23 protein-coding genes are annotated in these 26067 nt (G+C 71.2%); 9 read left to right on the top strand and 14 right to left on the bottom strand.

Annotated elements, in window-relative coordinates; all coding sequences use genetic code 11:
- Window position 1 precedes the first annotated feature (1 nt).
- Window positions 2–805 carry a class F sortase gene (locus tag AB0M02_RS10430; RefSeq protein WP_364224297.1) on the top strand — a complete coding sequence of 268 codons (804 nt, stop codon included), beginning with the start codon at window positions 2–4 and terminating at the stop codon, window positions 803–805.
- A gap of 11 nt (window positions 806–816) precedes the next feature.
- Here AB0M02_RS10430 and AB0M02_RS10425 read toward each other — a convergent pair whose 3' ends face one another.
- A complete protein-coding gene (locus AB0M02_RS10425; protein ID WP_364224295.1) occupies window positions 817–1362 on the bottom strand; it encodes an HNH endonuclease in 546 nt (181 codons plus the stop codon).
- Window positions 1363–1656: 294 nt separating this feature from the next.
- On the opposite strand from AB0M02_RS10425, the gene AB0M02_RS10420 reads away from it, so the two are divergent.
- The 4 genes from AB0M02_RS10420 (at window position 1657) to AB0M02_RS10405 (ending at window position 5895) form a co-directional block, all read left to right on the top strand.
- Window positions 1657–2643, top strand: a complete 987-nt coding sequence (locus AB0M02_RS10420; RefSeq protein WP_364224530.1) for a mechanosensitive ion channel family protein — start codon at window positions 1657–1659, stop codon at window positions 2641–2643.
- A 153-nt stretch (window positions 2644–2796) separates the two neighbouring features.
- The gene (locus AB0M02_RS10415; protein ID WP_364224293.1) at window positions 2797–4137 is read left to right on the top strand and encodes an MFS transporter; all 1341 of its coding nucleotides are present in this window, start codon (window positions 2797–2799) and stop codon (window positions 4135–4137) included.
- A 33-nt stretch (window positions 4138–4170) separates the two neighbouring features.
- Window positions 4171–4578, top strand: coding sequence for a globin (locus tag AB0M02_RS10410; RefSeq protein WP_364224291.1), 408 nt, complete (start codon window positions 4171–4173; stop codon window positions 4576–4578).
- Between the two features lie 48 nt (window positions 4579–4626).
- Window positions 4627–5895 (top strand): delta-60 repeat domain-containing protein, encoded by a 1269-nt coding sequence (locus tag AB0M02_RS10405; protein WP_364224289.1) that lies wholly within the window; start codon window positions 4627–4629, stop codon window positions 5893–5895.
- Here AB0M02_RS10405 and AB0M02_RS10400 read toward each other — a convergent pair.
- The 5 genes from AB0M02_RS10400 to AB0M02_RS10380 all read right to left on the bottom strand — a co-directional run bounded on the left by AB0M02_RS10400 (window position 5892) and on the right by AB0M02_RS10380 (window position 9885).
- Complete coding sequence (locus AB0M02_RS10400) at window positions 5892–6473, bottom strand: YbjN domain-containing protein (protein ID WP_364224287.1); 582 nt, start codon at window positions 6471–6473, stop codon at window positions 5892–5894. The two genes, AB0M02_RS10405 and AB0M02_RS10400, sit on opposite strands and share 4 nt — an antisense overlap.
- Before the next feature lie 129 nt (window positions 6474–6602).
- The gene (locus AB0M02_RS10395; RefSeq protein ID WP_364224285.1) at window positions 6603–7262 is read right to left on the bottom strand and encodes a hypothetical protein; all 660 of its coding nucleotides are present in this window, start codon (window positions 7260–7262) and stop codon (window positions 6603–6605) included.
- Window positions 7259–7672, bottom strand: a complete 414-nt coding sequence (locus tag AB0M02_RS10390; RefSeq protein WP_364224283.1) for a thioesterase family protein — start codon at window positions 7670–7672, stop codon at window positions 7259–7261. The genes AB0M02_RS10395 and AB0M02_RS10390 overlap by 4 nt, the downstream gene beginning before the upstream one ends.
- Window positions 7665–9341 carry an energy-dependent translational throttle protein EttA gene (gene ettA / locus AB0M02_RS10385; RefSeq protein WP_364224281.1) on the bottom strand — a complete coding sequence of 559 codons (1677 nt, stop codon included), beginning with the start codon at window positions 9339–9341 and terminating at the stop codon, window positions 7665–7667. Before ettA ends, AB0M02_RS10390 begins: the two co-directional genes overlap by 8 nt.
- Window positions 9342–9429: 88 nt before the next feature.
- Window positions 9430–9885 carry a hypothetical protein gene (locus AB0M02_RS10380; RefSeq protein ID WP_364224279.1) on the bottom strand — a complete coding sequence of 152 codons (456 nt, stop codon included), beginning with the start codon at window positions 9883–9885 and terminating at the stop codon, window positions 9430–9432.
- 187 nt (window positions 9886–10072) lie between these two features.
- On the opposite strand from AB0M02_RS10380, the gene AB0M02_RS10375 reads away from it, so the two are divergent.
- A complete protein-coding gene (locus AB0M02_RS10375) occupies window positions 10073–11482 on the top strand; it encodes a trehalose-6-phosphate synthase (RefSeq protein ID WP_364224277.1) in 1410 nt (469 codons plus the stop codon).
- Between the two features lie 63 nt (window positions 11483–11545).
- Here AB0M02_RS10375 and cobA read toward each other — a convergent pair whose 3' ends face one another.
- Genes cobA through cobC form a run of 3 tightly spaced genes read right to left on the bottom strand, consistent with a single transcriptional unit; the run spans window position 11546 to window position 14852 of the window.
- The gene (gene cobA / locus AB0M02_RS10370) at window positions 11546–12739 is read right to left on the bottom strand and encodes a uroporphyrinogen-III C-methyltransferase (protein ID WP_364224528.1); all 1194 of its coding nucleotides are present in this window, start codon (window positions 12737–12739) and stop codon (window positions 11546–11548) included.
- An 11-nt stretch (window positions 12740–12750) separates the two neighbouring features.
- Entirely contained in the window at window positions 12751–13803 is a 1053-nt protein-coding gene (gene cobT / locus AB0M02_RS10365; RefSeq protein ID WP_364224275.1) for a nicotinate-nucleotide--dimethylbenzimidazole phosphoribosyltransferase, read from the bottom strand.
- On the bottom strand, window positions 13800–14852 hold the full coding sequence (cobC, locus tag AB0M02_RS10360; protein ID WP_364224273.1) for an Rv2231c family pyridoxal phosphate-dependent protein CobC: 1053 nt from the start codon (window positions 14850–14852) through the stop codon (window positions 13800–13802). The genes cobT and cobC overlap by 4 nt, the downstream gene beginning before the upstream one ends.
- Window positions 14853–15090: 238 nt before the next feature.
- Between cobC and AB0M02_RS10355 the strand changes: the two genes are divergently transcribed.
- Window positions 15091–17232: a transglycosylase domain-containing protein gene (locus AB0M02_RS10355; RefSeq protein WP_364224271.1), complete on the top strand. Its 2142-nt coding sequence runs from the start codon at window positions 15091–15093 to the stop codon at window positions 17230–17232.
- 470 nt (window positions 17233–17702) lie between these two features.
- Here AB0M02_RS10355 and AB0M02_RS10350 read toward each other — a convergent pair whose 3' ends face one another.
- Both AB0M02_RS10350 and AB0M02_RS10345 read right to left on the bottom strand, forming a co-directional pair.
- Complete coding sequence (locus AB0M02_RS10350; RefSeq protein WP_364224269.1) at window positions 17703–18335, bottom strand: TIGR03086 family metal-binding protein; 633 nt, start codon at window positions 18333–18335, stop codon at window positions 17703–17705.
- 165 nt (window positions 18336–18500) lie between these two features.
- Complete coding sequence (locus AB0M02_RS10345) at window positions 18501–21059, bottom strand: cobyrinate a,c-diamide synthase (protein ID WP_364224267.1); 2559 nt, start codon at window positions 21057–21059, stop codon at window positions 18501–18503.
- Between the two features lie 137 nt (window positions 21060–21196).
- Here AB0M02_RS10345 and AB0M02_RS10340 point away from each other — a divergent pair, with 137 nt between their 5' ends.
- Together AB0M02_RS10340 and AB0M02_RS10335 are read left to right on the top strand one after the other, a co-directional pair.
- Window positions 21197–22246 carry an SURF1 family protein gene (locus AB0M02_RS10340; protein WP_364224265.1) on the top strand — a complete coding sequence of 350 codons (1050 nt, stop codon included), beginning with the start codon at window positions 21197–21199 and terminating at the stop codon, window positions 22244–22246.
- A 9-nt stretch (window positions 22247–22255) separates the two neighbouring features.
- Window positions 22256–22678 carry a hypothetical protein gene (locus AB0M02_RS10335; RefSeq protein WP_364224263.1) on the top strand — a complete coding sequence of 141 codons (423 nt, stop codon included), beginning with the start codon at window positions 22256–22258 and terminating at the stop codon, window positions 22676–22678.
- Here the strand turns inward: AB0M02_RS10335 and AB0M02_RS10330 are convergent.
- The 3 genes from AB0M02_RS10330 to AB0M02_RS10320 form a co-directional block, all read right to left on the bottom strand.
- A complete protein-coding gene (locus tag AB0M02_RS10330; RefSeq protein WP_364224261.1) occupies window positions 22656–24206 on the bottom strand; it encodes an ATP-dependent DNA ligase in 1551 nt (516 codons plus the stop codon). The genes AB0M02_RS10335 and AB0M02_RS10330 overlap by 23 nt on opposite strands.
- A 13-nt stretch (window positions 24207–24219) precedes the next feature.
- The gene (locus AB0M02_RS10325) at window positions 24220–24507 is read right to left on the bottom strand and encodes a hypothetical protein (RefSeq protein ID WP_364224259.1); all 288 of its coding nucleotides are present in this window, start codon (window positions 24505–24507) and stop codon (window positions 24220–24222) included.
- Between the two features lie 74 nt (window positions 24508–24581).
- Window positions 24582–26057 (bottom strand): FAD-dependent monooxygenase, encoded by a 1476-nt coding sequence (locus AB0M02_RS10320; protein ID WP_364224257.1) that lies wholly within the window; start codon window positions 26055–26057, stop codon window positions 24582–24584.
- Window positions 26058–26067: the final 10 nt, after the last annotated feature.

The following is a 26067-nucleotide window of genomic DNA, read 5'->3' as shown; positions in this document are numbered from 1 at the left end:
CGTGACCAGTGAAACCGGCCGGGTCCCGAAATCGGTGCAGAACAAGCGACCGGCGCAGGTGATCGTCGCCCCGCCGCCCGGGGTGGTGACCGGGCCGCTGCCGCCCACGCCGCCCGTGCAGGGACGTTCCCCCTTTCGGGTCCCCCGTCCCCGGCGCTCGGCGACGCCCCGGCCCCTGCGCGGGCGCCGGGCGGCCGGACCGATCGGCGTGATCGCCCTGGTGCTGCTCTTCGTCGGCCTGTTCGTGGTGGGCATGGGCCTGGGCGCCGCGACCGGTTTCGACCTGGGCTCGCTGTTCCGCGGGCCGGACGAGCCGCCGCCGCGCACGTTCCCGGTCCTCGACCCCAGCCGCCCGGAACGGCTGGAGATCCCGTCGATCGGGGTGTCCGCGCCGATCCTCGAGGTGGGGCTGGCCAACGACGGCTCGGTCGACGTGCCGCCGCTCAAGCGGCACAACGAGGCCGGCTGGTTCGACGGCGGGCCGACACCCGGCCAGTTCGGCCCGGCGCTGATCGTGGGGCACGCGGACACCCGCACCGGTCCGTCGGTCTTCCACGACCTGGGCAAGCTGAAGCCGGGCGACGAGATCGAGGTGTCACGTGAGGACGGCTCGCTGGCCGTCTTCGAGGTGAACTCGGTGGAGAACTTCGACAAGGACAAGCTGCCGGTGCAGCGGGTCTACGGTGACTACACCCGGCCGTACCTGCGGCTGATGACCTGCGGGGGCGAGTGGCTGGGCGGCCGCGAGGGTTACGCCGACAACGTCATCGTCTTCGCCTCGCTGGTCGACTCCAGAGACGCGTGAGGAGGGGCGGCTCAGGCCGCCTCGGCCTCGGCGTGCGCCGAGGGCAGGTCGAGCCAGTCCATCCAGCGGGGATCCGGAGTCCGGTGCCCGAGCACCCGCCATGCCACACCGCGCGGTGCGGCCGGCAGCGCGTGCAGGCGCCAGCCGAGCTCGGCCGGGGTCTTGTCGCCCTTGCTGTGATTGCACTTGGCGCACGCGGCCACCACGTTCTCCCAGGCGTGCAGGCCGCCACGGCTGCGCGGGAAGACGTGGTCGATGGTCTCGGCGGAGCCTCGGCAGTAGGCGCAGCGGCCACCGTCGCGGGCGAAGACGGCCCGGCGGGAGAGTCCGACATGGGTCCGGTACGGCACCTTCACATACCGAGTGAGGCGGACGACTGACGGGACGGGCAGCGTGTGGTGCGCACTGTGCAGCATGCCGTCACCGTCGGAGACGCACTCAGCCTTGGCGGTCAGCAACAGGATGGTTGCCCGACGCACCGAAACGACGCACAGCGGCTCGTAGGTAGCGTTCAGCACTAACGCGGAAGAGCCCACTGTGGGTCGTATGTCAGGCATCGCGATCAACCTTCCGGTGTCAGTTGCTGCTAACCGCTCCCGTAGCCCATGCGTGTGTGATTCGCGCCTCGTTGCCGAAGCCCGTGCGCCAATAGTCCCTGATGAATAACCAAATTGCGAGCACAATCTGTGGCCACGCGGTAAACGTCTGAGGTCTTCACTCGGCCGGAACCTCAGCCGGAACCGGTACTTTGACTTCCCGTGCTCCTAGTCGTTCCTCCGGTCCCCAAGCCCTCATCCTCGGTTGACGTCTACGTCACCCCGGTCTGCGACGACGACGTCCTCTGCAGCCGGATCTATGAGTGGACGAACAACGAGTGGTTCGCCACCAGCAGCTACGTGATCCTGATCAAACCGCTACGGATAGCGATGATCATCGTGGTCGCGATGCTGATCCGGTGGCTGCTGCACCGGGCCATCACCCGGCTGGCCTCGTCCGGCTCGCGAGCCTCCATGCCCGCGCTGCTCAGGCCGCTGAAGGAGAAGGTGGCGGTCACCGCCGAGGAGGGCCAGTTCATACCGGAGCGGCGCCGCCAGCGCGCCGAGGCGATCGGCTCGGTGCTGCGCAGCTTCGTGAGCGCGGTGATCTTCACGATGGCCGGCCTGCTGGTCCTCGGCGAGCTGGGCTTCAACCTGGCGCCGCTGCTGGCCAGCGCCGGCATCGTCGGCGTGGCCATCGGTTTCGGGGCGCAGAGCCTGGTCAAGGATCTGATCGCGGGCCTGTTCATGCTTCTGGAGGACCAGTACGGCGTCGGCGACACGGTCGACCTGGGCGAGGCCACCGGTGTGGTGGAGAGCGTCGGCCTGCGGATCACCACGGTGCGTGACGCCCGGGGTGTGCTCTGGTACATCCGCAACGGCGAGATCATCCGGGTCGGCAACAAGAGCCAGGGCTGGGCCATGGTCGTCATCGACATCCCGATCGGGTTCGTCAACGCCGAGGAGGCGGTCGGCGTGCTCAAGACCGCGGCCGAGTCGGTCGCGGCCGAGCCCGAGCACCAGACAGAGTTCCTGGAGCCGCCGGACGTGATCGGCGTCGAGCAGCTGACCGTCGACGGCGCCGTCATCCGGACCATCGCGAAGACCACGTCCGACGCGCAGGTGACCATTCAGCGGGAGCTGCGCCGGGCGCTGACCGAGGCGCTGGACGCCTCCGGCATCTCCGAGCGCATCGCCGCGTCGCGTCTGGGACCGCGCAGCGCGATCCCGCCGGCGTGGTTCAACGGCCCGGAGAATTCCTCATCGTCGATCGGTGACCAGCGGCCGGGCGGGGCTACCTGACCTGCATTTACGGCACGACCTGCGATTCCGCCCTCGACCGAATGGCCGATTTTTGACTCAACTGCCCTAGCGATGACTCGGACGATCGGGCAGAATCCGCTACAAGATTGCTTCGTCGGCACTCGGCGATAGTCGACAACGATGGAGAGCTCGGTGTCCGAACACCCCGCACGGCCGGAACCTCCGGCCGACGTGGTCACGCAACGTGAAGACCCCGTTACTTTCGGAGAACTCTTCCGGTTGCGCGAGTTCCGGGCTCTCTACCTGTCGACGGTCATCAACTGGGTCGGTGACTACCTGTCCCGGGCCGCCGTCACCGTGCTGGTCTACCAGGAGAGCAACTCGGTCCTGCTCTCCGCGGCGTCGTTCGCCATCGGGTACCTGCCCTGGCTCTTCGGGCCGCTGCTCACCACGCTGGCAGACCGGTATCCGTACCGGCGCGTGATGCTGGTCTCCGACCTGTCCCGGATGGTGCTGGTCGGGCTGCTGCTGGTGCCGGGCATACCGATCCCGGTGATGCTGGTGCTGCTCTTCCTCTCCAGCCTGGGCGCCCCGCCGACGCAGGGCGCCCGCTCGGCGCTGCTGCCGGTGGTGGTCGGCCGCCATCGGCTGGCCCTCGCGCTGGCCGCCACCCAGACCACCTCGCAGGCCGCCCAGGTGATCGGCTACCTGGCCGGCGCCACCGTCGCGGTGGCGCTGAGCCCGCGGCTCGCGCTCGCCGCCGACGTGCTCACGTTCGCCGCCTCGATCGCGCTGATCCTCACCGGGGTGCGCCGCCGCCCGGCCGCCGACGTGCCCGCCGAGGAGCGCGCCCTGCTGCGCGACACCGCCGAGGGCTTCCGGATGGTGTTCGGCCGGCCGGCCCTGCGCTCGATCGCCATCGTCGTCTACACGATGACCGTGTTCGCCATCGTGCCCGAGGGCCTGGCCGCCGCGTGGGCCGCCGAGGGCACCCGCGATCCCACGGTGCAGGGCCTCGACCAGGGCATGATCATGGCGGCCGGCCCGCTCGGCTTCGTGATCGGCGGCGTGCTGTTCAACCGGCTCGTCCCGGAGGACCGCCGGGCCCGGCTCATCCCGGTGCTGGCGGTCGCCACGCCGCTGGTGCTGATCCCGTCGCTTCTCGGTCCGCCGGCGCCGGCTGTGGCCCTGCTGGTGCTGCTCGCCGGCATCTCCACGGGCGCCCTGATGCCGACGCTGAACGCGACGTTCGCCCTGGCCGTGCCGCACGGGTTCCGGGCCCGCGCGTTCGGCGTGGTGAACAGCGGTGTCCAGCTCAGCCAGTTCGGCGGGGTGATGCTCACCGGCATCCTGGCCGAGATCTTCTGGCTGCCGCTGGTGGTCGGCGTCTGGAGCATCTGCGGGACCGTCGCGATGGTGCTGCTGGCCATGCGCTGGCCGAGCCAGGCCACGTTCACCGCGGCAACCGAGGCGGCGGCACGCCAGGACACCACCCGGTCGACGGCGTCGCGCGTCACACACGAGCGGCAGTGACAGCACGCCGTAACGGGCTGGCAGGATGGAACGGTGAGTGCACCCGTGCCGGAAGAGGCCAGCTTCTACGTCGCCGTCGGCGGCGAGCCCACGTTCCGCCGCCTCGTGGCCAAGTTCTACGAGGGTGTCGCCGAGGACCCGCTGCTCCGCCCGATGTATCCGGAGGAGGACCTCGGGCCGGCCGAGGACCGGCTCGCCCTGTTCCTCATGCAGTACTGGGGCGGCCCTAACACGTATTCGGCCAGCCGTGGGCACCCCCGCCTGCGGATGCGGCACGCGCCGTTCCGGGTCGACCCGGCCGCCCGCGACGCCTGGCTGCACCACATGCGGGTGGCGGTCGACTCGCTGGGGCTGCCCGAGCCGCACCACTCGGCGCTCTGGGACTACCTGGAGCGCGCCGCCTACTTCATGGTGAACGCGATGGACTCAGCAACGCCCTAGGAAGTGGCTCGTTGATCGGATTGTCCAACACGATCCGGGAGCCGTCTCATGCGCCGTCGCCTGCTCGCTGCCGCCGCCATCGCGGTCGTCGCCGTCCCGGCGCTGATCACCACGCCACCCGCGGTCGCTGACCGCCCGCACCCGGCGGTGGTCTCCGCCAACCCGGTGGACTACACCCCGCACGTGCTGGACGGGACGGTCTGGGCGCTGGCGCTGGTCGGCGACACGGTGGTCGTGGGCGGCGTCTTCACCAAGGTGACCGACAGCAGCCGGCGGGTGACCCTCGCCCGGAAGAACATCTTCGCGTTCGGGCTGCACGACGGCATGATCCGGACGTTCGCGCCGCAGGTGGACGGCGCGATCTACTCGCTGGCGGCCGGGCCCGACCACACGGTCTACATGGGCGGCGCCTTCAAGACCGTCAACGGCGCCGCTCAGCGCGGCGTGGCGCGGATGTCGCTGCGCGACGGTGCCCGGATCCCCTCGTTCGGGGCGCGGACCAACTGGGGTGACGTGCGGGCGCTGGTCATCCGCGGCGACCGGCTCTACGCCGGCGGTACGTTCTCGGCGATCAACGGGGTGAAGCGGGTCGGCCTGGCCCGGCTGAACGCCAACACCGGCGTGGTGGACCAGGGCTTCGACGCCCGGCTGAGCGGGCCCGGCCTGAAGCGGGTCCGGGTCGAGCACTTCGACGTCTCCCCGGACGGGCGCAAGCTGATCGCGGTCGGCGCCTTCCTGCGGTCGGGCCTCGCCGACCGTACGCAGATCGCCCTCTACGACGTCGGCGGCCCCCAGGCGCTGCTGGCCAACTGGTACACCGACGCGTTCAAGCCGACCTGCATGAAGGGCTTCGACACGTACCTGCGGCAGGTGAAGTTCTCCCCGGACGCCTCGTACATCGTGATCGCCGCGACCGGCCGGGCGTCCTCCGCGCAGAAGCTGTGCGACTCGGCGGCCCGTTTCGAGACCCGCTTCGCCGGCCGGCAGAACCCGACCTGGGTCCAGCGCACCGGCGGCGACTCGCTGTACGCCGTAGCGGTCACCGGCCCGGCCGTCTACCTCGGCGGCCACCAGCGGTGGTTCGACAACCCGTACGGCACGGACGGCAACGGCCCCGGCCCGGGTGCGGTCTCCCGTCCCGGCATCGGCGCGGTCAGCCCCGCCACCGGCAAGGCACTGCCGTGGAACCCCACCCGCTCCCGTGGCGTCGGGGTCCGCACCTTCCTGGTCGTGCCCGAGGGTCTCCTGGTCGGCTCCGACACCGATCAGCTGGGCCGCGAATACCACGGCCGCGTGGGGATGTTCCCACTCCTTTAGAGGAGGGCGCCTTCGTCGTGCAGCCAGTCCACGAACGAGGTGGCGACGGCCGCTCCACAGTCCAGCAACTCGACCACCAGCGCGTCATGGGCGCCCGCCGCGAGCGGCACCTGCAGCTCCGCATAGATCGGCAGCTGGCCGCGCTCGGTGGGATCGCCGACATAGGCCTTGCAGAAACGCCGTGTGTGGTTCCACTCGTTGACCACCCGGTACGCCCGGTCGGCCCAGTCCGGCGGGACCGTCGCGTGCGGGCGGGCCCGCATCACCAGGATCTCGTCGTCCGGCCCCTCGAGCGTGAACAGCACGGCATGCCGCTCCCACATCGCCAGCAGGCTGCCGCCGCCGTCGGCAAGGAACCGGATGTCGAGCAGGTCGAGCGCCTTACCGATGCGCGTCAGCGACACCGCCGGGACCGGCTCCGCGGAGCCGGTGGAGGACAGTTCGGACGAAACACCGGTACGCCCCGGCTCGCGCTGGGCCGGGACACCGACGCGGACGGTGCTCTGCACCGCCACCTCGCCACCGGTATCTGGCTCATTACCCGCGGCCGATCCCGGACGCCATGACCACCACGGCATGGTGTGCACCTCACTCCCCAACAGACCTCCCGCCGGACGTTGCGGGGGATCCGAGGGCCGACGGTACCCGTACAGGTCGTGAAGGTCATCCCCCCAACCGGAGGGCGGGACCGGAAGGACGATGCGCCGTCACCCTTTCGGGTGAGTTCCCATCGGCATAACGGTCAATTTATGCACGCTCTGTCGCCACGCTACTCCATATGGTGCAGAAATTCCCACCCAGCCGCCCGCGACGCGGACCCTCGCCTCCATCGCCGCGGCGTCGCGAGGACCCAGGAAACCCATCCGGGCGACCGCCTGGATGAGCCTCTGCGACACCTGAACCGGTTCACCACCGTCCGGCGTGACGACCAGCGCGACGTGATCGAGCAACGCGTCGCGGACCGCGCGCTGCCCGACGGCGCGGCCGGCCACACCCCCGGCGGAGATCTCCCGCAGCGTCCCGGCCGCCGCCGACGCGAGCTGCGCCAGCTCCACACCGGAGATCGATTCGACGGCCGAGCTGGCGGCCGGCGGCAACGGCCAGCGCCACTGGGTGTCCCGGCGCTCCGGCAGCTCGTCGCCACCGGCCGCGAGCACGGCCAGCAGCTGCGCCGCCGAGACCGTGGCGTCGCCCGGCCCGGGACCGGCCACCTCACGGGTGACCAGCACGTCCCACGGCAGCTGGGCCCACAGAGCGGTGCGCCCGGACGAGGACCGCAACCGGACCGGCGCCGCCGGGTCCAGCCTGGTCAGACGGGCCAGGAACGCGCCTGCGTCGGGAACCCCGAGCAGGCCGTGGGAACTCATGACCGAACCTCGGTGTAGGGGGCGAGGAAGTCCTTCTCCGCGTCCGACAGACGGCGCGGATGCCCCTTGACCAGGTTGTACGGCACACACACCGACTTCGCCCGGCTGGCCAGCACCCCGTCGTCGAACAGTTCGTACGACACGGTGAACGCCGCCGCACGCATCTCCGAGATCCACATCTCGATCCGCACCGGGTCGCCGAAGTCGACCGGCCGCACGTAGTCGATCTCGTGGCGGGCGATCACGATGCCCTCCTCGAACGAGCCCAGGCCGTGCTCCTTGGCACCGATGAAGAACATCGCCACCCGCGCCTCCTCATAGAGAGTGAGGAAGCGGGCGTTGTTGACGTGCCCGTACGCGTCCATGTCGGACCACCGCACGGGCACGTCGTAGATGAATCTGTCAGTCACGAGTCAGCTTGCGGTAGGTGACCCGGTGCGGGCGGGCGGCCTCCGCGCCGAGACGCTCGATCTTGTTCTTCTCGTACGCCTCGAAGTTGCCCTCGAACCAGAACCACTTGTCCGGCTCCTCGTCGGTGCCCTCCCACGCCAGCATGTGGGTGGCGACCCGGTCCAGGAACATCCGGTCGTGGGAGATGACCACGGCGCAGCCGGGGAACTCCAGCAGCGCGTTCTCCAGGCTGGACAGCGTCTCGACGTCCAGGTCGTTGGTCGGCTCGTCGAGCAGGATCACGTTGCCGCCGATCTTCAGCGTCATCGCGAGGTTGAGCCGGTTGCGCTCACCGCCGGACAGCACCTTGGTCGGCTTCTGCTGGTCCGGGCCCTTGAAGCCGAACGCCGCCACGTACGCCCGGGACGGCATCTCGACCTTGCCGACCATCATGTGGTCGAGACCGTCGGAGACGACCTCCCACACCGTCTTGGCGGGGTCGAGGCCGGCGCGACTCTGGTCGACGTACGACAACTTGACCGTCTCACCGACGCGGACCGAGCCGGAGTCCGGCTGCTCCAGGCCGACGATGGTCTTGAACAGCGTGGTCTTGCCGACGCCGTTCGGGCCGATGATGCCGACGATGCCGTTGCGCGGCAGCGAGAACGACAGGTTGTTGATCAGCGTCCGGCCGTCGAAGCCCTTGACCAGGCCGTTGACCTCGATGACCGTGTTGCCCAGACGCGGGCCCGGCGGGATCTGGATCTCCTCGAAGTCCAGCTTCCGGGTCTTCTCCGCCTCGGCGGCCATCTCCTCGTACCGCTCCAGGCGGGACTTGCTCTTGGTCTGGCGCGCCTTGGCGTTCGACCGCACCCACTCGAGTTCCTCGGAGAGACGCTTCTTCATCTTCGCGTCCTTGCGGCCCTCGACCGAGAGGCGGGCGGCCTTCTTCTCCAGGTACGTGGAGTAGTTGCCCTCGTAACCGATCGCCCGGCCTCGGTCCAGCTCGAGGATCCAGCCGGCCACGTTGTCCAGGAAGTACCGGTCGTGGGTGATCGCCAGGACGGTGCCCGCGTACTTGGCCAGGTGCTGCTCCAGCCAGTGCACGCTCTCCGCGTCCAGGTGGTTGGTGGGCTCGTCGAGCAGCAGCAGGTCGGGCGCCTCGAGCAGCAGCTTGCAGAGCGCGACCCGGCGGCGCTCGCCACCGGAGAGCTGGGTGACGTCGGCGTCCGGCGGCGGGCAGCGCAGCGCGTCCATCGCCAGCTCCAGCTTGGAGTCGATGTCCCACGCGTCGGCGTGGTCCAGCTCCTCCTGGAGCTTGCCCATCTCCTCCATCAGCTCGTCGGTGTAGTCGGTGGCCATCTGCTCGGCGATCTTGTTGAACCGCTCCAGCTTGGCCTTGGTCTCGGCGACGGCCTCCTCGATGTTGCCGAGGACCGTCTTCGCGTCGTTGAGCGGCGGCTCCTGCGCGAGCATGCCGACGGTGTAGCCGGGCATCAGCCGCGCCTCGCCGTTGCTCGTCTTGTCGAGCCCGGCCATGATCTTCAACAGGCTGGACTTACCCGCGCCGTTCGGGCCGACCACACCGATCTTGGCGCCCGGCAGGAAGCTCAGCGTCACGTTGTCGAGCACGACCTTGTCGCCGTGCGCCTTGCGCGCCTTTTCCAGGACGTAGATGTACTGGGCCACGGTGTGCCCTACCTCCGAGATCGTGGATTAATCAAAGGACAATCTTTCCAGGTGCCGTCACCGGGCGAACACCAACCCCGGTTCGCGGTCACTCGACGACGAGTTGCTCCTCCTGAGTGCCGTCCCCGTACGTGATCAGCAGCCGGTTCCGGTCGATCGAGAAGGTGTTGCCGTCCCAGGCCTCGGCGGTGAAGCTGTCCTCACCGGTGGGCCAGACGTTCGACAGGAACAACGCCGTCTCCCCCTCGATCCATTTCGAGCCGCCCTTGTTGGCGTGGTAATAGAGACGCCCGGCCTCGTCCTGGCAGATGTAGACCACCGTCTTGCGCGCGGTGCGCACCTTCAGCACCTCACGCAACTCACCGGCCGCCCCCGCGTCGGCGCCCATCTTCTGCGTCTCCTTGCGGCACAGCGGGCCGGTCGCCACCACCACCGGCGTGGGAACGGAGTTGTCCACCGGTTCGGTGACGCGGTCCCGGTGCTGGCCCAGCAGGTAACCGCCGACCATTCCGATGATCGTGAGCAGCGCCGTGGCAATGACCACAGGAAAGAACAAAGGCCGCCGCTCCTGGGAATGATCATCGAGGGGAGTCACCGGCTCAGGATGGCACCCGCGTCCCACCCGGTCCATCACGGTCCTTGATTGAGCCGTGCGGGAGCGGGTAAAACGCGAGAGCTTACGCAAAGTAGGCTCACGTTGGGAACAGAAACCACTCGGAGGTGTACTCAGCGTGGCCCAACGAAGTTCCTTCGTCGTCGTCGCCAACCGTCTGCCCGTGGACGAAATCACCGGACCGGACGGGGAAAGGCAGTGGCGCCCCAGCCCGGGAGGCCTGGTCACGGCACTGCATCCGGTGCTGGTCGAGCACCGTGGCACCTGGATCGGATGGGCGGGTGGCGACGGTCCGGCACCCGAGCCGTTCGAACTCGAAGGCATCAACATCCACCCCGTTCCCCTCAGTGCCGAGGAACTGGAGCGCTACTACGAGGGTCAGTCCAACGCGACCATCTGGCCGCTGTATCACGACGCGGTCGAGACACCGGTCTACAAACGGCGCTGGCGCGAGACGTACCGGGTGGTCAACCACCGGTTCGCCCAGGCCGCCGCGGAGGTCGCCGAGGAGGGCGCCACCGTCTGGGTACAGGACTACCAACTGCAGCTGGTGCCGGCCATGCTCCGGGAGATGCGCCCCGACCTGCGGATCGGGTTCTTCCTGCACATCCCGTTCCCGCCGATCGAGCTGTTCATGCAGATGCCGTTCCGCGCCGAGATCCTGCGCGGCCTGCTCGGCGCCGACCTGGTCGGCTTCCAGCAGCGGCTCGCCGCGCAGAACTTCGTGCGGCTGGCCCGGCACCTGCTCGGGCTCCGCTACGAGGGCCAGTCGATCCAGGTCGACGGGCGCAGGGTGAAGGCCGGCGCGTTCCCGATCAGCATCGACACCGCCGACATGGAGCGGCTGGCCGCCGATCCGGCGGTGCAGGCGCGGGCGAAGCAGATCCGTGCCGAGCTGGGCGACCCGGAGACGGTGATCCTCGGCGTCGACCGCCTCGACTACACCAAGGGTATCGAGCTGCGTCTCAAGGCGTTCCGCGAGCTGCTCGCCGACGGCAAGCTCAACGTCGGCCAGGCGGTGATGGTGCAGGTCGCCACGCCCAGCCGGGAGCGGGTCGAGCACTATCAGACCCTGCGGGTCCGGGTGGAGCGCGAGGTCGGGCGGATCAACGGCGAGTTCGGCAAGGTCGGCACGCCGGCCGTGCACTACCTGCACCAGTCGGTCAGCAAGCAGGAGCTCGCCGCGATGTATGCGGCGGCCGACGTCATGATGGTCACCCCGCTGCGCGACGGCATGAACCTGGTCGCCAAGGAGTACATCGCCTGCCGTCACGACACCGGTGGCGCGCTGGTGCTGAGCGAGTTCGCCGGTGCGGCCACCGAGCTGCGCCAGGCGTTCCTGTGCAATCCGCACGACCCGGACGGCGTCAAGGAGGCGCTGCTGCGCGCGGTCGGGACCGAGAAGCCCGAGCTCCGCCGCCGCATGCGGGTCATGCAGCGGCACCTGCGGACCCACGACGTCGCGCGCTGGGCACGCACCTTCCTCGACGAGCTGGGTGTCGACGACGAGAAGAAGTCCGAGGACTGAGACCCGCTTTTCGGCGCCGGGCCGTTTCTGGCCCGGCGCCTTTCTTTTGTACGGGTAAAGCACTCACCCCATGGCGGGGGTGAACCCGTCGGCCACCTCGACCACGTCGCCGATCACCACCACGGCCGGCGGCCGGATCCCCGCCTCGGCCGTGTCCGCGGCCACCGCACCCAGGCTGCTGCGCAGCGACCGCTGGTGCGCCGTCGAACCCTCCTGCACCACCGCGACCGGCGTGCCGGGGTCGCGGCCCTCGGCGATCAGCCGCTCCGCGATCCTCGGCAGGTTCTTCAGTCCCATCAGCACCACGAGCGTGCCCCGCAGCCGGGCCAGCGCGGCCCAGTCGACCAGCGAGTCCGGGTGCTCCGGCGGGATGTGCCCGGACACCACGGTGAACTCGTGTGCCACGCCTCGGTGGGTGACCGGGATGCCGGCCAGGGCGGGCGCCGCGATCGAACTCGTCACCCCCGGCACCACCAGCACCGGGATGCCGGCCCGGGCGCACGCCTGGGCCTCCTCACCGCCACGGCCGAAGACGAAGTTGTCGCCGCCCTTGAGCCGGACCACGAACCTCCCCTGCGACGCCCGGTCCACCAGGATCCGGTTGATCTCCTCCTGCGCCGCCGACGGCCCGTACGGAATCTTGGCAGCGTCGATCAGCTCGACCTCCGGGCGCAGCTCACCGAGCAGAATGCCGGGCACGAGCCGGTCGGCGACCACCACGTCGGCCGCGGCGAGCAGGCGCCGGCCCTTCACCGTGATCAGCTCGGGGTCGCCGGGACCGCCGCCGACCAGCGCGACACCCTTGAACTCCGGTCCCGCCACCGGTGCCGTCTCCAGCGCGCCGGCGACCAGGTCACGAACGGCCATCGCGCGGCGCCGGTCGCCACCGTCGGTCACCGCCACGGTCACCTGCCCGTGCCGGGTGACGGCCGGAGTCCACGCGGTTGCGGCGTCGCGGTCGTCCGCCCGTACGCAAAAAATCCGTTCCTCCTCCGCCGCCGCGCTCACCGAGGCCGCCGCCTCCGGGTCGTCCACCGCGACGTGCACCAGCCACGCACCAGCCACGTCGCCCGGCGCGAAGCGGCGCGGCGTCCAGACCACCCGGCCGGCGTCCACGTGCGCCCGCAGCGCCGGGGTCAGCTCGGGCGCCACGATCTCCACCAGCGCGCCCGCCGCGATCAGCGCCGGCACGCGGCGGGTGGCAACCGTGCCACCGCCGACCACCAGCACCCGGCGGCCCTCGATGCGCAGGCCCATCGGATAAATCGTCACTTCTCCGACACTCCCGCCGAGTCGAACGTTGCCACCTCGTGCAGCACCCGCACCGCGGCCGACACCACCGGCAGCGCGAGCACCGCGCCGCTGCCCTCGCCGAGGCGCATGCCCAGGTCCAGCAGCGGCTCCAGGCCCAGGTGCGCCAGCGCGACCGTGGCACCCGGCTCGGCGGACCGGTGCCCGGCGACCATCGCGGCCACCGCGTCCGGCGCGAACGCGGCCGCGGCCACCGCCGCCGACGCCGCGATGACGCCGTCCACGATCACCGGCACCCGGCGGGCCGCGGCGCCCAGGATGAACCCGGTCAGCGCGGCGTGCTCCAGGCCGCCGACCGCGGCCAGGACGCCGAGCGGGTCGGCCGGGTCCGGCGCGTGCCGTCGCAGCGCGGCCGCGATCACCTCGGTCTTGTGCGCGAGCGTCGCGTCGTCGATGCCGGTGCCGCGCCCGGTGACCACCTCGGCCGCCGCACCGGTGAAGGCCGCGATCAGCGCCGCGGCCGGCGTCGTGTTGGCGATGCCCATGTCGCCGGTGAGCAGCGCCCTCGCGCCCTGGTCGGCGAGCGTCCCGGCGACCTGGACACCGATCTCGACGGCGGCCAGGGCCTCCTCGCGGGTCAGCGCGGCGGTCACCGACATGTCCCGGGTACCCCGGCGCACGTTGGCGTCCAGCAGGTTCGCCCCGCCGTGCAGCGGGATCGCCACCCCGACGTCGATCACCATGACGTCGGCGCCGGCCTGCCGGGCGAACGCGTTCACCACCGCGCCGCCGGCCACGAAGTTCGCCACCATCTGCGCGGTGACCTCCTGCGGCCACGGCGTCACACCCTGGGCGTGCACGCCGTGGTCACCGGCGAAGACGGCGACGGTGGCCGGTGCGGGCAGCGGCGGCGGGCAGACACCGGCCAGGCCGGCGAGGCGTACCGAGAGCTCCTCCAGGGCACCCAGCGAGCCGGCCGGCTTGGTCAGCCGCGCCTGCAACTCGCGGGCGGCGGTCATGGCGGCCTCGTCGGCGGGCCGGATGGCTGCCAGGGTCGTCTCCAGCGTCACGGTCGCTCCTCGATCACTTCACGCAGAGTCTGCACGAATCCGTCTGTGGTGGCAGTGTCGCGCACCGCAATCCGCAGCCACCGCGGGCCCAGACCCGGGAACGTGTCGCCGCGGCGTACCGCATAGCCGCGTTCCCGCAGCTCAAGTCGAACCTGATCGGCGGCGTCAAGGCGTACGCAAACGAATGCGGACGCCGGCTCACCGCCCAGCGTGACGCTCGGCACGTCGCGCAACCGGTCCACCAGGTGGGCACGCTCGGCCGCGAGCCGCACCGCGATCTCCCGCTCCGCGGCGACCGCGACCGGCGACGCGCAGGCTTCCGCGGCGGCGAGCGCGGGGGTGGAGACCGCCCAGAGGGGCTGCGCGGCAGCGAGCCGGGGCAGCAGCTCGGCCGGGCCGATCAGATAGCCGATCCGCAGGCCGGCCAGCCCCCACGTCTTGGTCAGGCTGCGCAGCACCACGAGGCCCGGCAGGTCCCGGCGCCCGGCGAGCGACTCCGGCTCGCCGTCCACCCCCTCACGGAACGTCGTGTCCGAGAACGCCTCGTCCACCACGAGCACCCGGCCCGGCCGGGCCAGCTTCGCGACGTCCGCGGCGGGGTGCAGCACCGAGGTGGGGTTGGTCGGATTACCCACGAAGACCAGGTCGGCGTCGTCCGGCACCAGCGCGGGGTCGAGCCGGAAGCCGTCCTCCTCCCGCAGCAGCACCCGCTCGACGTGATGACCGGCGTTGATCAGGGCGGCCTCGGGTTCGGTGAACTGCGGGTGCACCACCACCGGGCGCCTGCTGCCCCGCAGCGCCTGCGCCAGCAGCACGAAACCCTGCGCGGCGCCCGCGGTGAGCAGCACCTCGCCCGGGTCACGCCCGTGCCGCGCGGCCACCGCGGCGGTCGCGGCTGCGCTGTCGGGGTAGGCCGCGAGCGTGCTCAGCGACGCCGTGATCGGCCCGGCCAGCCAGTCGGGCATCGCCTGGCGCCGCACGTTGACGGCCAGGTCGACCAGTCCCGCCCCGACCTCGACGTCGCCGTGGTGCCCGAGATCGAACGTCATGCCCCCAGCATGCCCGCCCCCTCCCCCGTGTGGACTTCGGCCCCGCTCCGCACCCCAACTCCCCACACCCCAGCCGCCCCACCCAGCGTGTGAACTTCGGCCCCGCTCCGCACCCCAACTCCCCACACCCCGGCCGCCCCACCCAGCGTGTGGACTTCGGGCTGTTCCCCCGATGTCGGTGACGTCTCACTTCGGAGGTTTGGGGAGAATGTGAACCTATTTGTCATACCTTCAGATGGTGACGAGCCGACGCCTCACCGTAGCCGGAAGACTCGCCCTCCTCATCCGGGCCGGACTCATCGCGGGCCTGGTCCTGGCCGGCCTCTCCTATCCCCTGGCCGCACTGGCCGGGATGGGGGTGAAGGCCGGCACCGAGGCGCTGGAGAGCATGCCGGAGAAACTCACCGAGGTACCACCGGCACAGAGCACCTACGTCTACGCGAACGACGGCAAGACGCTGCTCACCATGTTCTACGAGGAGCACCGCAAGCAGACGCCGATCAAGAGCATGTCCCCGTACATCACGAAGGCGATCGTCGCCTCCGAGGACACCCGGTTCTACGAGCACAACGGCGTCGACGCCAAGGGTGTGGCCCGCGCGTTCGTCGCCAACCAGAAGGCGGGCGGCGTCTCACAGGGCGCGTCCACTCTGACCATGCAATATGTCCGGATGGCGCTGCGAGACGCCGCCCGGACGCCGAAGGAGGCCCTGGAGGCCACCGAGCAGACCGCGGCCCGCAAGCTGCGCGAGATGCGGCTCGCCATCGAGGTGGAGCAGCGGCTCAGCAAGGAGCAGATCCTCGAGCGCTATCTCAACGCGGCCTACTTCGGGCACCGCGCCTATGGGATCTACGCGGCGGCGCAGGTGTTCTTCTCCAAGGAGCCGCAGAACCTGTCACTCACCGAGGCGGCGCTGCTCGCGGGGCTGGTCAAGGCGCCGTCCGCCTATGATCCGGCGTCCAAGGATCAGCGGGCCGCACTGCAGCGCCGCAACTACGTGATCGACCAGATGCTCAAGATCGGATCGATCACCCCCGAGCAGGCCGCCGCCGCCACCAAGGCAAAGATCAAACTGAAGCTGTCACACCCGCCCAACGACTGCGTCTCGGTCGCGCGCAAGCACAACGACTGGGGCTTCTTCTGCGACTACTTCAAGAGCTGGTGGCGGGAACAGCCGGCCTTCGGCCGCACGCCCCAGGAGCGCGAGGAGAATCTGCGCCGCGGCGGCTACCGGGTGGTCACTTCCATAAACCCCAAGATCCAGGGGTACGCGATGGAGCACGTCCTCGACAAGGAACGGCGCGGCAGCCCCTTCGCGCACGGGCAGGTCGTCATCCAGCCCGGCACCGGTCGCGTGCTGAGCATGGCGGTGAACCGCCGCTACTCGCTGAACCAGGACAACAACGGCCGGCACAGCGACTGGTCGCAGGACCGCGACGTGAAGGGCAACTACCCGAACACCGTCAACCCGCTGCTCGGCGGCGGCGACATGGCCGGTTACCAGGCGGGCTCCACGTTCAAGATCTTCACCATGCTGGCAGCACTGGAAGAAGGACTGCCGCTGTCGACCTCGTTCTACGCGCCGGAGCGGTACTACTCGCAATACATCACCGCACCCGGCCCCGCCACCTGCGGCCACAACTGGTGCCCGAAGAACTCCAGCAAGTCGATGACCGGCAGGCAGACCATGTGGAGCGGTTTCGGCAAGTCGGTGAACACGTACTTCGTCCAACTCGAAGAACGCGTAGGCGCCGACAAGGCAGTCAAGATGGCCGAACGCCTGGGCCTGCGCTGGCGCACCGACATCGACCGCGAACTGGCCACTCCCGAACACGCCTCCGGCTGGGGCGCCTTCACCCTCGGTGTCAGCGACGCCACCCCCGTCGAGATGGCCAACGTCTTCGCCACCCTCGCCGCCGAAGGCACCTACTGCGAGCCCCTCCCCGTCGAATCCATCCGCACTCCCGACGGCTCCCACGCCGTCCACGACGGCAAACTCGTGGCCGCCCCTCGCTGCCACCGCGAACTACCCACCAACGTAGCCCGCGCCGCCACCGACGCCGCCCGCTGCGTCACCGGTTACGGCGCCGCCCGCGGAAGCTGCGGCTGGGGCACCTCAGCAATGGTCTACGGCGTCCTGGGCCGCCCCGTAGCCGGCAAAAGCGGCACCACCGACGGCAACAAAACCGCCTGGTTCAGCGGCTACACCCCCCAGCTAGCCGCCTCAGCCTTCGTAGCCGACCCCGACAACCCCGAACACCTGGTCGGCGCCGGCCGCTCCACCATGTCGAAGTACACCGTCGCCCAGACACTGAGAGACGCCCTCAAGAACCAGCCCAAGGAAAAGTTCAAGCCCCCCTCAGACAAACTCGTCTACTAGCCCGAACCCACCACCCACCCAGCCCACCCACCGCGGCCCGCGCCCTCCCCGCGGCCCTTCCCGCGGCCCGCAGCCGTTCCTGCGGCCCGCAGCCGTTCCTGCGGCCCGCGCCCTTCCCGGGACCCGCAGCCCGTCCGGGACCGCAGCCCGTCCGGGACCGGCAGCCCGTCCGGCGCCCGCTCACCGCCAGCCGCTCCCGGCAGCTCGCTCACCTAATTCCTTTCTGCCCTCCTCCGACGCCAGCTCGACCGGTCACCCACGCCGACCGTCACCCACGCCCCGCCATCCCCCGAGCGGCGGGCCGACGGGCGGCAGGACCGGGCAGGCGGCGGACCGGCGGACTACGCGACCAAGCGGGCGGCGGACCGGGCAGGCGGTGGGTCGGGCGGGCGGCGGGTCGGGCGGGCGGGCGGGCGGCGGGTCGGGCGGGCGGGCGGCGGCGGACCGGGCAGGCGGCGGACCGGGCGGCGTCAGGGGTGGCGGAGGTTGGCGGACGGGACGTTTCGGGTGCGGGGTGGGCGCCAGGACGGGTCGCGGCCGGCCAGGCCGACTGCCTGGTGCAGCAGGGTCTCCTCGGAGTCGACGGGAATGACCGGGCCGAACATGCCGGGTGTGCCCTCGGGCGGGCCCTGACCGAGGAACTCGACCAGCACCTCCAGGGTCCGCGGGTCCACCGCGTAGTCCTGGCCGGTGGCCCGGGCCAGGTCCCAGCCGTGCATGACCAACTCGTCGACCGCGACGATGCCCATCGCGGTCGCCGGCAACGTGACACCGCCGGCCTGTGCGGTGCCGGTCCAGGCGGCCGGGTCTCGCCAGGCGGTGGAGAGCTCCTCCAGCAGCACCGGGAGACGGCTGCGCCAGTGGGGCGAGAGGTGGTCGGCGGACGGCTGTGGTGGCGGGCCGTCGGTGCCGGGGGCCTCGGTGCGTTTGCGGGCCGCCTGGGTGAACGCGAACGACAGGCCCATCAGGTGATCCAGCAGAGCCGCGACCGGCCAGCCGGGACACGGTGTGGGAGCGGTGAGGTCGCTGTCGGCGACACCGAGCAGAAGCGCCCTGATCTGACGGACGGGCGGATCGAGATCCAGCGGCAGGCGGTCGGCCACGGTCCCTCCTCTGGTTGTCGTAGGCCTCACGGTACGAGGGGGGTACGACAGTTTCCGGCCGGCGGATCGCCTTTCGCACGCTGCACGGTTTCCGGCGGCGAAGTGGTCCGGCGGGGCCAGGTTCCAGCGGTGAAGCGGGCGGACAACCACCCGCTTCACACGCCGTCAGGAGTGGATGGAGATGTCCTCGGTGGGGCGGCCGTCGGGGAGACCGGTGCCGTTGCCGCTCTGCTGTGCGGTCCCGTCGCCGGGACCGTTACCGCCCTGACCGGGCCCGGGAGCGACGCGAGGCCCGTGCTGACCCGGTCCTGGCTGCATCTGCCCAGGCTGCATCTGCCCAGGCTGCATCTGTCCCGGCCCCGGCTGCATCTGCGGACCAAAGCCCGGCGCCGCATCACGGCCGAACCCGGGCGGCCCGTCCGGCCCGAACACCGGCACACCCTCACGCCCGAACCCCGGCGACAACTCCGGCCCACTGTCACGCCCGAACCCCGCCGAAAGCTCCGGACCACCCTCACGCCCGAACCCCGCCGAAAGCTCCGGACCACCCTCACGGCCGAACCCCGCCGAAAGCTCCGGACCACCCTCACGGCCGAACCCCGGCGTGCTGCCGCGGCCATAGCCGGACGGACCATCGGACACGTAACCCGGGCCGCTGTCCGGGCCATAACTCGGTCCGCCCTCTGAGCCGTAACCCGGACCGCTGTCACGAGCGAATCCCGGTGCGGCGTCCTGGCCGTGACCGGCTTGCGTCACCTGACCGGGACCATGCGCGCCAGGCAGTGTGTCCGCCGGATCGTAGGCGGACGCCGGTCCCGCCCCCGGGCCCGAGGCCATGCCGGGACCGTGGTGCGACGCCGGACCGGACCCAGGACCAACCGGCCCAGGACCAACCGCCGGGCCAAGACCAACCGAACCGACGCCGGCCTGGCCAAGACCGACCGAGCCGGGACCGGCCGGGCCATGGGCGCTCCCGGCTGGGCCGGGAGTGGCGGAGCCCTGGGCTACCGGGACCTGGCCCGGGGGGATCGGGACGGCCGGGGCCTGACCGGGTGGCAGCGGAGGCAAGGACTGCGCGGGCGGCATAGTCGGCAACGGCTGAGCGACGGGTATCGGCTGAGCGGGAGGCATGGGCTGGCCGGAGGGCATGGGCTGGCCGGAAGGCATCGGCTGGGCGACAGTTACCGGCTGGCCGGAAGGCATCGGCTGGGCGACGGGTACCGGCTGGCCGGAAGGCATGGGCTGGCCGGAAGGCATGGGCTGACCGGAAGGGATCGGCTGGGAAGAGGGCATCGACTGGGCAGGGGACATCGGCGGGAGGGGCTGCGCGGGCGGCATCGACGGAGCCGGGGGCATTCCGCTGGGCTGCGGGCCGGAGGGTGAGCTGCCCTGCGGGCCGCTGATCGCCGCCGCGACCAGGCGTTTGGCGATCTCGGGGGCCGCTGCCCAGTGCAGGCCCAGCTGGGACGCGTGTACCTGGCGCCAGACGAAGCCCTCGGGGTTGCCGCCGGACCAGGTCCACGCCGGTGAGGAGCCGGCCCGCGGTGCGACGATCGCCCGGTGGTGCTTGTAGCCGGTGATGCGGGCACCGGCCGGCGCGAGCACCGAGGTGCCGGGTGCGGTGGCCTCGCGGTAGCCGGCGACCGTCTGCTCGCTCGTGGTGGCCGTGGCGTCGAGGACGCCGCACATCGGGCGGCCGTCGAGTTCGCGGCCGAGCCACGGCAGGGCGATGCCCTCGGCCACGACGGGCCAGCCGTCGCGGGCGAACTGGGCGACGTCGGCGCACAGCCGGCGGTTGGCGGAGAGCTCTTCCGCGTACCCTTCAGGAAGGCCGGCACCGACGATCAGCCCGCGCGTGCCCGGTGGCAGTGACTCGTCCCGCAGCGGATCGACGACCGCCACGTCGGCGCCGACGGCAGTGAGCAGCTCCGCGGTCTCGACGTAGGTGTAGGGCGCGCCCTGGCCCCCGGCCAGGGCGATCAGCGGGCGCTGCTCGAAAGGCTCGCCCCCCGCGGCCTCCGCCGGCGTCCAGATGGGGCCCGGCAGCGACGGCGCGGAGCCGGCGAGAGCCATCAGCCGGTCCAGGTCGAGCACACCGGCGACGGCCTCGCCCAGACGGCGGACCGCCCGGTTGGCCTCGACGGTGCGGTGCGCGACCGGCACCAGGCCGTGGACCCGAGCCGGCAGTACGTTGGGCAGGTCACCGCGGTGCAGCGCGCCCAGCACCGGCATGCCGATGTCGTCCATGGCGCTGCGCAACATCTGCTCGTGGCGCTCGGAGGCGACCCGATTCAGGATGACGCCGGCGAGGTGCACCATCTCGTCGAACATCCGGAAGCCGTGCACCAGGGCCGCGAGGGAGTGGCCCATCGCGGCGACGTCGACGACGAGGACCACCGGTGCGCGCAGGGAGGCGGCGACGGCCGCGGTGCCGTCGAGCTCGGGCTGACCGGTGAGGCTGTCGAACAGGCCCATCGAGCCTTCGACGACGGAGAGCTGGGCGCCGGTGGCACCGTGCAGGAACAGGGGCGCCACGCGCTGCGCACCGACCAGGCGCGGGTCGAGGTTGCGGCCGGGGCGGCCGGCGGCCAGACCGAGGTACGCCGCGTCGGTGTGGTCGGGGCCGACCTTGAAACCGGCGGTCGGCACGCCACGAGCCGTGAGCGCGGCGAGCAGCCCGACGGCGATGGCTGTCTTGCCGTGGCCGGACGACGGCGCGCTCACGACCAGACGAGGCTGGGCGGTGATCAATGTCTCCCCCGAGTGTTCCGCGTTCGGCCCTCACGTGATAGTGACTGCCGGGATTTCGCAGACTACCTGGCTGCGGCGGGCGGCATCGGCTGGCCAGGTAGCCTCAGGGCGTGTACCGGTTCCTGCTGACCCCCCGCTGGCTGGCCGCCGCGGCGCTGACCGTCGTCGCCTCGGTGATCATGGTGATGCTCGGCAACTGGCAGCTCCACCGGTACCACGAACGCACCGCCATCAATGAACGCATCGACGCGGCCAACGCCGCCGAGGCCGTGCCGCTCACCTCGCTGCTGGCCGCGCCGACCACCGCCGGCACACCCGGCGCGGGCCCCGGCAAGTCCGTGGCCTGGACAAAGGTGACGATGACCGGCCGCTACGACACGGCTCACGAGATCCAGGCCCGCGGCCGCACGGTCGAGGGCGAGGTCGGTTTCGAGATCGTCACACCGCTGCTGCTCGACGACGGCACGGCCGTGCTCGTGGACCGCGGATGGGTTCCGGCGCCACCCGGCGGGGCGGTGGCCGCACCCGAGGTTCCGCCGGCGCCCACCGGCCAGGTGACGGTCGTCGGCCAGATTCACCTGTCGGAAAGCCGACCTGCCCCCGTCGAGCGACGTGACGGCCGGCTGGACACCCGGCGCCTCAATCTGCCCCGTCTCGCGACAGAGATGCCGTTCCCGGTTTATGGGGCTTATGTGCTGCTCACCGAGCAGACGCCGGCCGCCGATCCGGCGTTCGTCCGGGTGCCGATCCCGCACGAGGACGCCTGGCAGAACGGCGGCTACGCGGTCCAGTGGTGGATCTTCGCGGTGATGGCCTTCTTCCTGTTCGGGTGGCAGGCCCGCCGGGAGGCCCAGGGCGTGAACGGCCCGGCCGGCGGCCGGCGACCGGCCCGCCCGGCCCGCGACCGGGTCACCGAGGCCGACCGCCACACGCAACGCCCCCGCGACCGGGTAGAGGAAGCGGACCAGCGCAGCCGCGACCGGGTGGAGGAAGCGGACCAGCGCCGCCGCGACCGCGTCGAAGAGGACGACCGACGCCGCGCCGAACGCACACGGGATCGCGTGGCGGAGGCCGACCAGCGGCAGGCGGCCGCAGCGCGGGCCGGGACCGCGACAGAGGACACGGAAGGTCGTCTCGCGGCGCCGCGCGAAGCGGATTAGATTCGCGGCATGAGCTTTCCGCCGGGTGATCCGTGGAGCGCGCCCACGCCCGCTCCCGTCCCCTCCGATCCGGCGGCCATCGGCCCGGTGATCGTGGAGATCGCCGAGATCGAGGTCACGTCCGCCGTGATCCGCACCCCGGTCGGCGACTTCCCCCTGGCCGGCTCCCACTGGCAGGTCACCGACCACTGGTATCCCCAGCGCCGCACCCCCGGCTGGGCCAAGGCGGTGGCCTTCGTCTGCATGTGCTTCACGTTCGGCCTCAGCCTGTTCTTCCTGCTGGTCAAGGTCTCCGTTCCGCAGGGGACCGTGAACGTCACCGTCACGAGCGGCACCCGGCAGTACGTGGCGCGCATCGCCATCCGCCACGAGGGCGACATCGCCTCGATCAATCAGCAGGTCAATTACGTCAGGAGCCTGGCCGCTCTGTGACCGGCGGCTGGTGGCCGCCGACGGCCCGGACCATGTCGATCGTGTCCGCCTCCGCCGCGCTCTTGTCGTCGCGGTAACGCAGCACCCGGGCGAACCGCAGCGCGACCCCACCCGGATAGCGCGGTGACGTCTGCACCCCGTCGAAGGCGATCTCCACCACCTGTTCCGGCCGCACCTGGACGACCCAGCCGTTGTCGGACACGGCGAGTTCCTTGAAGCGCTCGGTCTGCCAGCGCAGCAACTCGTCGGTGAGGCCCTTGAACGTCTTGCCGAGCATCACGAACCCGCCGGTCCCCGGGTCGCGCGCGCCGAGGTGCAGGTTGGACAGCCAGCCGCGGCGGCGCCCGTGTCCCCACTCGACGGCGAGCACGACCAGGTCGAGCGTGTGGCGGGGTTTCACCTTCACCCAGGCCGCACCGCGTCGGCCCACGTCATAGGGTGCCTCGGGCGCCTTGATCACGACGCCCTCCTGCCCGGCCGCGAGGGCTGCGGCGAACGCGGCGGCTGCCTGCTCCGGCGTCTCGGCGAACTCCCGGCCCACGGTCAGATCGGCCGGCAGAGCGTCGGCCAGGGCCGCCCATCGCACCCGGCCCGGTTCGTCCAGAAAATCGGTGCCGTCCAGATGAAGAAGATCAAAAAAATAGGGTACGAGAGAAGCGTCCGACGATCCTCGTGTCGCGGCTCGGCTGGAGATCTCCTGGAACGGCCGTGGCCGCCCGGCCGCGTCGTGCGCCATCGCCTCGCCGTCGAGGATGATCTCGCGAACCGGAAGTGCCCGCACCGCGGCGACCACACCGGGCAGGCGGGCGGTGATGTCGTCCAGGCTGCGGGTGAAGACGGCCACCTCGTCACCGGAGCGGTGCACCTGGATGCGGATGCCGTCGAGTTTGGTGTCCACGGCCGCCGGGGTGCCGGTGGCCAGCAGTGCCGCCGCGACGTCCGGGGCGCTCTGGGCGAGCATCGGGCTCAGCGGGGTGCCGACGCGCAGATGGATCTCGGCGAGCGCGGCCGCTCCCCCGGTCAGCGCCGCAAGCGCCACCTGCTTGAGATCGCCGGCGAGCAGCAGCGCCCGGCGCACCGCGGTCGTGGGCACCTGCGCGGCGGAGGCGATCGCCTCGGCCAGCAGCCCGGCCTGGGCGCCCTGGCGCAGTTCACCGCCGAAGAGGCCGACCAGCAACCGCTGCTCGTCCGCGGTGGCGGCACCGAAGAGCGCGCCGACCGCGTCGCGCCGGCGGGCCTGCGAGCCGGCACCGGCCATCACCGAGATCTCGGCGATCGCCGTGTCGACGGCCGCCACGGTCAGCGTGGCCTCGGCGGCCGCCGGTGGCAGGTCGCGCAGGCTCGCGTAACCCACCCCGGTCTGCCGCTGACGCAACTCGCCGGCGAGATAGGCCGACCCGGCGGTGATCTCGCCGGGGTCGAGGCGGCGCAGAGCGTCCGCCAGCAACTCGATCTTGGCCTTGCGGCCCGAGATGGCGCCGACGGCCGCCGAGGTCGCCGCTATGTCGAGAAAGAGCACGGAACCCATCCTGGCAGCTTTGTCACGCCGCTTTCGGCTCCGCGACGCGGAAGCCCTTGGCACGGACCTCGTCGGTGACCCGCGTGAGCTCGGAGTCGAGCTCACAGAGCACTTTTGACAGCTCCTCGAGATGGTCCTTGAGACTGGCCTCGTCCCACTCGGAGACATCGACGTCACCGAGGGCACGGGCCGCGATGCGCAATCGTGCGATCGACTCGATCCGATCACGAGTCCGGAGCCGATCGAGCGTGTTCCGCGGGCCGGCGGGCAGGGCCCGGACCGCACGGCTGGTCGCAGCGGGAGCACTCATCGAACGCATGTTCGAATCCTAACAGGATTGATCGCTCCGGACACCCTGTTGATCCGCCTGTGGACAACCGGTTCTCAGCGTGCCATGGCGTGCCGGAACCGCTCCTCCGCCTCGGCCGGATCAGCCCGCGCGGCGACGAATCCATCCGGCCTGACCAGGTAGAACAGGCCGGGACGCAGGGCCGTGGTGGGCGCGGGCGGGAACACGTGCACGGGGATGCCGAGATCGGGCGCGGCGTCGCCGGCCACTCCCCCGTACGCGTGAATCTGCCAGCAGGCCGACCGCAGCACCGCGAAGTTGTCACCGGCCCACGGCAGCCGCCGGCCGACCACCGGGTCACGGCGCCGCCCGCCGTCCGCCTCCGGGTCGAGCCGGTAGTGGATGCGGATCTGCGAGACGTACTGGAACAGCCGGGAGCCGCCGGAGGAGCGAGGAAGCAGGCGTACGGCAATCGGCGCCAGCAGCGGGACGGCGACCCGTCGCAGGACTCGGACCGGCAGCCGGGCGGACGTGATGAACCCGAAGATCCGGTCGGTGGTCGCCACCAGGGTGCGGGCCACCGGGCGGCGCTCCGCCTCGTACCGGTCGAGCCAGCCGTCCCGGCGGCGGCCCTGCAGCACGTCGGCCAGCTTGAACGCCAGGTTGTGCGCGTCCTGCAGCCCGGTGTTCATGCCCTGCCCGCCCACCGGGGAGTGCACGTGCGCGGCGTCCCCGGCCAGGAAGAACGGGCCGTCGCGGAAGGCCGCGGCGACCCGGTGGTGCACCCGGTACGTGGCGAACCAGCGCGACTGGGCGTACCCGACGCCGAAGGTGCGTGCCATCCGGGCGCGCGCGTCGTCCTCGTCCAGGACGCCGTCGCCGTCCTCGTCGCGGACCAGCCCGATCAGCCGCCAGTTGCCCGCGCCGAGCATCGGGAAGCCGAGCAGGAAGTCCTGCCCGTGCGGCCGTACGTTGACCGAGTCCGCGACCAGCCCGGTGGCGGCCGTCGCGTCCAGCACGAAGAACCGGTGCGGGTTGGTGACCCCCTCGAACTCGATGCGCCTGTTCTTGCGGACCACCGAGTTGGCCCCGTCGCAGCCGACGCAGAACCGGGCCCGCACGGTGTCGTTGCCGACCTTCGCCGAGACGCCGTCCTCGGTCTGCACGACCGCGGTCACCGGGCGCTCCCAGAACACGTCGCCGCCGAGTTTCTGCAGGTTGTCGTAGAGGATCTCCTCGTTGCGGCTCTGTTCGAGGATCTCGATGTACGGATACGGCGTCACCCGGGTGCCGAGCGGGCCGAGCGGGACCCGGCCGAAGGCGCGCGCGCCGAACCCGGGCGCGAGCGCCTCGGCACGGTGCGCCGCCTCCAGCACCTGGTCACCGATGCCGAGCTGGTCGTAGATCTCCAGACTGCGCGCCTGCACGACCAGCGCCCGGGACTCGCGCGTCGGGCCGTCCTTGCCGTCCGCGACGATCACCTGTATCCCGAGCCGGGTCAGCCAGTTGGCGAGCATCAGCCCGGTCGGGCCGGCGCCCACCACCAGGACCTCACACGACAGGTCGGCCATCGGTCCACCC

Source organism: Actinoplanes sp. NPDC051861, from assembly GCF_040681145.1.
Taxonomy (GTDB): Bacteria; Actinomycetota; Actinomycetes; order Mycobacteriales; family Micromonosporaceae; genus Actinoplanes.
Note: the sequence above shows the minus strand (reverse complement) of the source record. Positions and strands in the feature narration are given on the sequence as shown.